The following is an 8295-nucleotide window of genomic DNA, read 5'->3' as shown; positions in this document are numbered from 1 at the left end:
CTGGACATCATCACCGAGCTGGGCATCGAGGGCGGCTGCAACTGCCAGTTCGCCCTCAAGCCGGACAGCTTCGAGTACGCGGTCATCGAGGTCAACCCCCGTGTGTCCCGCTCCTCCGCCCTGGCCTCCAAGGCCACCGGCTACCCCATCGCCAAGGTGGCCACCAAGATCGCCCTGGGCTACACCCTGGACGAGATCACCAACGACGTCACCGGCGAGACCTGCGCCTGCTTTGAGCCCGCCCTGGACTACGTGGTGGTCAAGTACCCCAAGTGGCCTTTCGACAAGTTCGTCTATGCGGACAAGTCCCTGGGCACCCAGATGATGGCCACCGGTGAAGTCATGGCCATCGGCAACAACTTCGAGCACGCCATGATGAAGGCGGTCTCCTCCATCGAGCTGGGCATGGATACCCTGACCCTGCCCGATTTCGAGAAACTCTCCACCGAGGAGATCATCGAGCACCTGCATGTGCAGGACTCCGAGCGCGCCTTCTGTGTCTATGAAGCCCTCAAGCGGGGCGTGGACCACAAGACCATCTACGATATCACCAAGATCGACTGGTGGTTCCTGGACAAGATGCAGCATCTGGCCAACCTGGAACTGGGCCTGAAGCAGGGCGAGCTCACCCGTGAAAAGTATCTGGAAGCCAAGAAATACGGCTTCCTGGACAAGACCATCCTGCGTCTGTCCGGCGCCTCCGAGCTGCCGGTGAAAGACCTGCATGCCGGGTTCAAGATGGTGGACACCTGCGCTGCGGAATTTGCCGCCCGCACCCCCTATTTCTACTCCACCTACGACGAGGACAACGAAGCCGCCGGCTTCATCGCCGACCACAGCGACAAGTCCCGCAAGAAGGTGCTGGTTTTCGGTTCCGGCCCCATCCGCATCGGCCAGGGCATCGAGTTCGACTACTGCTCGGTCCACGCCGTCTGGACGCTGAAGAAGCACGGCTGTGAGGCCGTTCTGGTCAACAACAACCCCGAGACCGTCTCCACCGACTTCGACACCGGCGACCGCCTGTACTTCGACCCCCTGAACCCCGAGAGCGTGGACAATGTCATCGCCACCGAAAAGCCCGACGCCTGCCTGGTGCAGTTCGGCGGCCAGACCGCCATCAAGCTGGCCAAGCATATGGATGAAGTGGGCCTGCCCATCCTGGGCACCCCCGCCGACGCCATCGACGAGGCCGAGGACCGGGAACGCTTCGACGAGCTGCTGGAGCGCTGCGGCATCCCCCGTCCCGAGGGCCGTACCGTCTTCACCCTGGACGAAGCCCTCAAGGCCGCCGAGGAAGTGGGCTATCCCGTTCTGATGCGTCCGTCCTACGTGCTGGGCGGCCAGAACATGATCGTGGCCTACAACTCCGCCGACGTGGTGGAGTACATGGGCGTCATCACCGCCCATGTGGACATGTCCCACCCCGTGCTGATGGACAAGTACATCTACGGCACCGAGTGTGAGGTGGACGCCATCTGCGACGGCGAGGACTATCTGGTTCCCGGCATCATGGAGCAGATCGAGCGCACCGGTGTACACTCCGGCGACTCCATCTGCGTCTACCCGCCCTACGACTTCCCCCAGAGCGTCATCGACACCCTGGTGGATTACACCGGCCGTTTCGCCCGGGAACTGAAGGTGGTGGGCCTGGTTAACGTGCAGTATGCGGTGCAGAACGGCAAGGTTTATGTCATTGAGGTCAACCCCCGTTCCTCCCGTACCGTGCCCTACATCAGCAAGGTCACCGGTGTGCCCATGGTGGACCTGGCCGTGCGCTGCACCCTGGGCGAAAAGCTCAAGGATATGGGCTACGGCACCGGTCTGTGGCGGGGCGGCAAGAGCCCCTACTACGCCGTCAAGGTGCCGGTGTACAGCTTCCTGAAGCTGCATGGTGTGGACACCATGCTGGGCCCCGAGATGAAGTCCACCGGCGAAGTGCTGGGCATCGCCCCCACCTTCCACGAGGCCATGATGAAAGGCCTGGTGGGTGCCGGTTACCAGTTCAAGACCCCCGGCCCCGGCTCCTGTGTCATCATCTCGGTGAAGGATGCGGACAAGAAGGAAGCCGCCGAACTGGCCTGGAAACTGCATGACTACGGCTACAAGATCTACGGCACCGCCGGCACTGCCCGGTACCTGAACAGCCAGATGATCCCCTGCAGCGTGGTGCGCCAGGTCAGCGGGGAACGCCCCAACGCCATCGACCTGCTGGAAAGCGGACTGGTGGATTACATCATCTCCACCAGCCCCCACGGCCGTGACCCCCACCGGGATTCGGTCAAGTTCCGCCGTAAGGCCACCGAGCTTTCCATCCCCTGCATCACCGCCCTGGACACCGCCCGTGTGCTGGTGGACGCCCTGCGTGGCGACCACGACATCAGCAAGATGGAGCTGGTGGATATTGCCACTTTGCACCGCGACCCGACGGTGAAATAAAACACATTTTTCTCAATCCGCCAAACTTTGACGCGCCCTTGTCCGTGCTTTTTATCACAATTGACAATTTTTGTTTCCGGGCTGCCGATTTTTGCAAAATCCCTTGATTCTGCGCCATATTTTTCATATAATTGGTAGCGACAATCTAAACGGATGCCCGCTGCGGGGCAGGGAAAGCCCGCAGGCGGCCCGATGAAACAGGAGATAAAAGCAAATGACAAGATCGCAGTTGATTACCAAAGTCGCCAACGATTCCGGTCTGAGCGCCGCCCAGGTCGAAAAGGTCATGGATGGTATTTTCGGTACCATCGGGGATGTCCTCCGGGATGGGGAAAAGGTCACCATCGCCGGCTTTGGCCGCTTTGAGATGCGTGAGCGCCAGACCAAGAACTTTACCAACCCCAAGACCAAGGTCACCAGCCAGCTCAAGCCCACCGCCATTCCGGGCTTCAAGGCCAGCGGCCGTCTGAAGGAAAAGGTTGCGAAGTAAGCAGACCTTACAGGCCCCCGTCCCAACGGACGGGGGCCTTTTGCGTGCAAACCCCTGTAAAGTAAAAATGCCGCCCGGGCAGGAATGACTTCCCGCTCGGGCGGCATTTTGTCAAAAACGGGGGATAGGGTTCAGGCTTCGGCCTTCATGGCCCGCCAGCCGATGGCCACCGTCCACACATAGGCGCAGGTCTTGGGGATCATCAGCATGCCGATCATGGGCACGGCGTCCGCCCACAGCACCACCGGAATGTAGAAGGCAAAGCTCAGCACAATGGTCAGCCACATCCAGCGGAAGGCCTTGTCCCCGTGATCCCGGGCGCTGCGGTAAAACAGGACAATGATGACAAGGCCCAGCGCCGCAAAGGGCAGATTGCGCCAGATACCCCAGCTCAAGGGGGCATCGGCGCTGAGCCAGCGGTTCTGGGGCATCATGCACAGTCCGATGCGCAGGGCTGCCAGCACCCACACCAGGCCGGTCAGACCCCGGCGCCCGCTGACCTCATACCGCAGCCGCCAAACATAGTACAGCAGCACGTAGAAAACCGTCATGGTGATGGAGGTGATCCACTTGCCGGCGCCCAGGGCCACGGTGTAGTTTTCCAGCCCGGTGGTGCACAGCGCCACCGCCCGGGGTACCAGGTGGAAGGCGTCGCCCGCCCCCAGCACCACCGCCATGGCGCCGAACAGCCGGAACTGGGCCCGACCGCCGCACTGACGCAGCATTTTGATGCCCAGGGTCAGCACCGTGGCCAGATAGAGAATGTCAAAACCGGTTTCCATAATTGCCTGCATGGCAAAGACCTCCTTTGTTTAAGTCCGGACCGCCCGCACAAAGCGGAGGCCGAACAGCAGTCCGGCCAGCAGCAGGGCAGCCCCCAGGCCGGAATAAAAGACCGCGATGAACCCCTGGGGCGCCAGTCCCGACGCCCGCAGGCCGATGCCGCCCGTCATCATCACCGCCATAATGGCGAAGGAAGGGGCGTCAAAAAAATTCCAGAAATACTGCCGTTCCTGTTCATACCCCAGGATGCGGGCGGTGTGCTTGTGGACCAGCCGCCCGAAGACGAACCGGCGGAACACCTCGAACACCACGGTGGACAGCAGCAGGTTCCAGAGGGTGACCCGCCCGGGATAGCAGGAAAGGCCGATGCGCAGGATGTTGAACCCGGCGGCGGCCCACACCAGACAGGCCAGCAGCAGAAGCGTATGTTTTTTAACCAAGGAAAGACTCCTTTCTGTGACAAAAAAGTTTTTGAACATTGTTCATTTATCGGCGAAAAAGAACCCGCTTCCTGCGGGTCCGGTTTTATTGGTACAGCGTCCGGCGGGTCAGTTCCAGGGCCGCGGCGGGGTCGTAGTCCTCCCGCATCATGGCGCAGAACATCATGGAAAAGAGCACCTCGGCGTACTGTTCGGCACTCAGCGCACCGTCCAGGGCACCGGGACGCACCTTGGGGTCGGCACGCATCACCCGGCACAGCTCCTGGGGGATGTGCCGCCAGGTCTGCTGCATCAGCCGTTTGCCTTTCTCCTTGCCCACGCCGGAAAAGCTCACCGCATGCAGGCTGAAAAAGCCGGGGTAGTGCTCGGCCCCGTAGGCCATCCGCCCGTACAGCCAGACAATGCAGGCCAGGGTGTCGGTGAACAGCGCCGGGTCTGCGGGGGGCTGAAAGATCTCCGCCCACACGCTTTCCACGGTGGCCGCCACCAGTTCGCTCTTGTTGGCAAAATAATTGTAGATGGATCCGATGGACACACCGCAGGCGTTGGCTACCGTGCGGATGCCCACGGATTCCCAGCCGTGGGCCCGGATCAGGGCGCGGCTGGCCTGCAGGATCTCCTGCCGGGATGTGACCGCTGGTTTCAATGGCATCACCTCAATCTGAACAGTGTTCACTATACAGGGTTCTCCGCCTCTTGTCAACCCCGGCAAGCAGCGGGCACAGAAACATTTTGCCCTCCATCTTGCAAAAACCTTCTCCGGGTGTATAATAAAAGGCGTATGTTTGGGGCAGCGGGTCAGCCGCCGCCCCGAACAGGCAGAGTAGGGGCCCGCGCGTTAAGTGCCTGACCAACGGGGAGTTGTGGCAGGACGAAGCCTTGTGCGCGGTGCGGGTTCCGCATCCCACTGCTGCACACGGAAAGAGCGCTGCCGCAGAAGGGTACCCGCATCACCTTTTGCGTTGGGTGCTCTTGTTTTTTTGCCCCGCAGCGGGGCAGGGGAGTGCGCGGTCCGGGTGCGGCCCAGCCTGTACAAGGAGGGCAAAAAACCATGACCCAGCACACCCTTTCCACCCGCAGCACCCTGTATGACCGGCTGTTCGTCCAGGCCGTGCAGGAACTGCACCGTCCCCGGACCCTGGCCACCGCCGCGGTGCTGTCGGCGCTGCACCTCATCCTGAATCAGTTCACCATCCCGGTGTCCGGCCTTCTGGAGGTGGGGTTCGATTTCCTGGCCACCGCTGCCATGGGCTATCTGTGCGGCCCCTGGGTGGCCGGACTCTCCGGCATCGTCACCGATATCTTCGGCTATGTCCTGCGCCCCAACGGCCCCTACTTCCCCGGCTGGACCCTCAGCGCCATCCTGGCGGGGATCCTGTACGGGGTATGGTACTACCGCCGTCCGGTCAAACTGTGGCGGGTGGCGGCCTGCAAGGCCATGGCGGTGGTGCTCTTCAACTTCCTGCTCACCCCGCTGTGGCTGCATTTCCTGTACGGGCAGGCCTTTGTGGTGCTCAGCAGCCTGCGGTTTGTGAAGAACATCATCAAATTCCCCATCGACGTGGCCCTGCTCCTGCTGGTGCTCAAGACCTGCGAAAGTTACCGGGCCCGACAGCGATGAGCCGGGATTCCTTTGTGAAATGAGACTTTGGGCCGGTGCCTTCGGGCACCGGCCTTTTGCTTGCCCGCACAGACCCGGAAACCCGGCGGCCGCCCTATGGCTGTCCTTCCATAAAAAACAAATGCCCTCGCAGGAACGGCGAAAAAGTCGTACTTTTTCAAAAATTCCTTGTGCGTTTTTTCCAGAGACACGCCAAAAAAATGACGATGAAAATTACAAATTCACAGTTTTTTTACAATTGACCCGAAAAGCATTGAAAATTGTCGGCAAGGTGTCTACAATGAAGCAGTAAGGGCGGCATGCCGGATTCGGCGCGCCGCATGTTTCATTTTGTTTTGCTTGCAAAAATGAAAAAGAAGGAGAACCAACTTATGAAGAAATTGCTCGGCATTCTGATGGCCGGCGCCATGATGCTGTCCCTGGCAGCCTGCGGCTCCACCGGCAGCACTTCCACTGCCGCCACCGGAGACACCGCGGACGCCTCTGCCGCCTCCGCTTCCACCGACCTGAAGGTCGGCGTCATCCTGGTGGGTGACGAAACCGAAGGCTACAGCGCCGCCCACATCAACGGCATCAAGGAAGCCGCCGCCGAAGTCGGCCTGCCCGAGGATCAGATCATCTGGAAATACAAGGTTCCCGAAAGCGCCGAATGCTCCGACGCTGCGGAGGACCTGGTCGGCCAGGGCTGTGACCTGGTCATCGCCAACTCCTACGGCCATCAGACCTACCTGGTGGAAACCGCCGAGAAGTACCCCGACACCACCTTCGTTTCCATGACCGGCGACTTTGCCGCCATCAGCGGTCTGGACAACTTCAAGAACGCTTTCACCGCTGTGTACCAGTCCCGTTACGTCTCCGGCGTGGTGGCCGGCATGAAGCTGAAGGAACTGGTGGACAACGGCACCCTGACCCCGGAGACCCAGCCCAACTCCTTCGACGCTGACGGCAACGTCAAGATCGGCTATGTGGGCGCCTTCCCCTATGCGGAAGTCATCTCCGGCTACACCGCCTTCTATCTGGGCGTCAAGAGCGTGTTCCCCACCGTCACCATGGAAGTCATGTACACCAACTCCTGGTTCGATATCGACAAGGAAGGCGCTGCCGCTGAGGCTCTGATCGCCAACGGTTCTGTCATCGTCGGCCAGCACGCCGACTCCACCGGCGCTCCCGCTGCCACCCAGCGTCTGAAGGATGCCGGCACCATCTGCTACTCCGTCGGCTACAACATCGACATGCTGGAGACCGCTCCCACCGCGGCCCTGACCTCTTCCACCAACGTCTGGAAGGTCTACTACAAGGAACTGTTCACCGCGGCCATGAACGGCGAGGAAATCCCCACCGACTGGTCCAAGGGCTATGAGGACGGCGCTGTGGCCATCACCGAGCTGGGACCCGAATGCGCCGAAGGCACTGCCGACAAGGTCGCCGAAGTGGAAGCCGCTCTGAAGGACGGCAGCCTGCATGTGTTCGACACCTCCACCTTCACCGTGGACGGCCAGACCGTGACCAGCGCCCCCATCGACCTGAGCTACTATGATTACTCCAGCGGCGAGGCTGTCGCCGTGTACCAGGGCGAGACCAAGGAAGCCATCCATGACGGCTACTTTGACGAAAGCACCCTGCGCAGCGCTCCGTACTTCGCTCTGCACATCGACGGCATCGTCGAGGACAGCGATCCGGTGGCCTGAACCAGTCTGAACATGAATTTTCGGGAGGGAAGCTCACGCTTTTGCGGGCTTCCCTTCCCGTTGTGAAAGGAGAAGGCAGCGCATGCCGAACACCCAGTATGCCATCCGGCTGGAACACATCACCAAGACCTTCGGTGAAGTGACGGCCAACCATGACGTGACCCTTGAAGTCCGCCGCGGCGAGATCCTTTCCCTTCTGGGAGAGAACGGGTCGGGCAAGACCACCCTGATGAACATGATCGCCGGCATCTATTACCCCGATGAGGGCGAGATCTATGTGGGGGATGAAGCGGTGGATATCCGCTCCCCCCGGGATGCCCTGCGCCTGGGCATCGGCATGATTCACCAGCACTTCAAGCTGGTGGATGTCTTCACCGCGCTGGAAAACATCGCCCTGTGCATGGAACCCGGGGAAAAGTTCGACCTGAAAAAGGTCCGCAGCAAGGCCCGGGCCATCTGCGAAAAATACGGCTTTGCCCTGGACCTGGACCAGAAAGTCTATGAGATGAGCGTCAGCCAGAAGCAGACCCTGGAGATCGTCAAGGTGCTGTTCCGCGGCGCCGACATCCTGATCCTGGACGAACCCACCGCCGTGCTGACCCCTCAGGAGACCGAAAAGCTCTTTGCGGTCATGCGCAACATGAAGGCGGACGGCAAGGCCGTGGTCATCATCACCCACAAGCTTCACGAGGTGCTGAGCATCAGCGACCGGGTGGCCATCCTGCGCCGGGGCGAATATGTGGGCGACGTGGCCACCAAAGACGCCAACGAGGCCATGCTCACCGAGATGATGGTGGGCAAGAAGGTGGAGCTGGACATCGAGCGCCCCCTGCCGGT

At 60.9% G+C, this 8295-nt stretch carries 8 protein-coding genes and 1 riboswitch; of the genes, 5 read left to right on the top strand and 3 right to left on the bottom strand.

Features of this window, described 5'->3' with window-relative positions; translation table 11 throughout:
* Both carB and Q0K17_RS09255 read left to right on the top strand, forming a co-directional pair.
* A partial coding sequence (carB, locus tag Q0K17_RS09260) for a carbamoyl-phosphate synthase large subunit (protein ID WP_294542487.1) occupies window positions 1–2436 on the top strand: 2436 nt, incomplete at its 5' end.
* 214 nt (window positions 2437–2650) lie between these two features.
* Window positions 2651–2926: an HU family DNA-binding protein gene (locus Q0K17_RS09255; protein WP_204647292.1), complete on the top strand. Its 276-nt coding sequence runs from the start codon at window positions 2651–2653 to the stop codon at window positions 2924–2926.
* Between the two features lie 131 nt (window positions 2927–3057).
* On the opposite strand, the gene Q0K17_RS09250 is transcribed toward Q0K17_RS09255, so the two are convergent.
* From Q0K17_RS09250 to Q0K17_RS09240, 3 genes are read right to left on the bottom strand one after another with little or no spacing between them, the layout of a single operon-like run.
* On the bottom strand, window positions 3058–3720 hold the full coding sequence (locus Q0K17_RS09250; protein ID WP_294542485.1) for a hypothetical protein: 663 nt from the start codon (window positions 3718–3720) through the stop codon (window positions 3058–3060).
* A gap of 18 nt (window positions 3721–3738) precedes the next feature.
* Window positions 3739–4188, bottom strand: a complete 450-nt coding sequence (locus tag Q0K17_RS09245; RefSeq protein WP_294542484.1) for a hypothetical protein — start codon at window positions 4186–4188, stop codon at window positions 3739–3741.
* A gap of 46 nt (window positions 4189–4234) precedes the next feature.
* Entirely contained in the window at window positions 4235–4825 is a 591-nt protein-coding gene (locus Q0K17_RS09240) for a TetR/AcrR family transcriptional regulator (RefSeq protein WP_294542482.1), read from the bottom strand.
* A gap of 141 nt (window positions 4826–4966) precedes the next feature.
* A riboswitch (THF riboswitch) is annotated at window positions 4967–5061 on the top strand.
* Window positions 5062–5200: 139 nt separating this feature from the next.
* Between Q0K17_RS09240 and Q0K17_RS09235 the strand changes: the two genes are divergently transcribed.
* From Q0K17_RS09235 to Q0K17_RS09225, 3 genes are all read left to right on the top strand, one after another.
* Window positions 5201–5770, top strand: a complete 570-nt coding sequence (locus Q0K17_RS09235; protein WP_294542481.1) for a folate family ECF transporter S component — start codon at window positions 5201–5203, stop codon at window positions 5768–5770.
* A gap of 371 nt (window positions 5771–6141) precedes the next feature.
* Window positions 6142–7458 carry a BMP family ABC transporter substrate-binding protein gene (locus Q0K17_RS09230; RefSeq protein ID WP_294542480.1) on the top strand — a complete coding sequence of 439 codons (1317 nt, stop codon included), beginning with the start codon at window positions 6142–6144 and terminating at the stop codon, window positions 7456–7458.
* An 82-nt stretch (window positions 7459–7540) separates the two neighbouring features.
* On the top strand, window positions 7541–8295 hold a 755-nt coding region (locus tag Q0K17_RS09225; protein WP_294542479.1), incomplete at its 3' end, for an ATP-binding cassette domain-containing protein.

This window comes from uncultured Gemmiger sp. (assembly GCA_944388105.1).
Classification (GTDB): Bacteria; Bacillota; Clostridia; order Oscillospirales; family Ruminococcaceae; genus Gemmiger.
The sequence above is the reverse complement of the archived record's forward strand: the minus strand, read 5'-3'. Positions and strand labels throughout refer to the sequence as shown.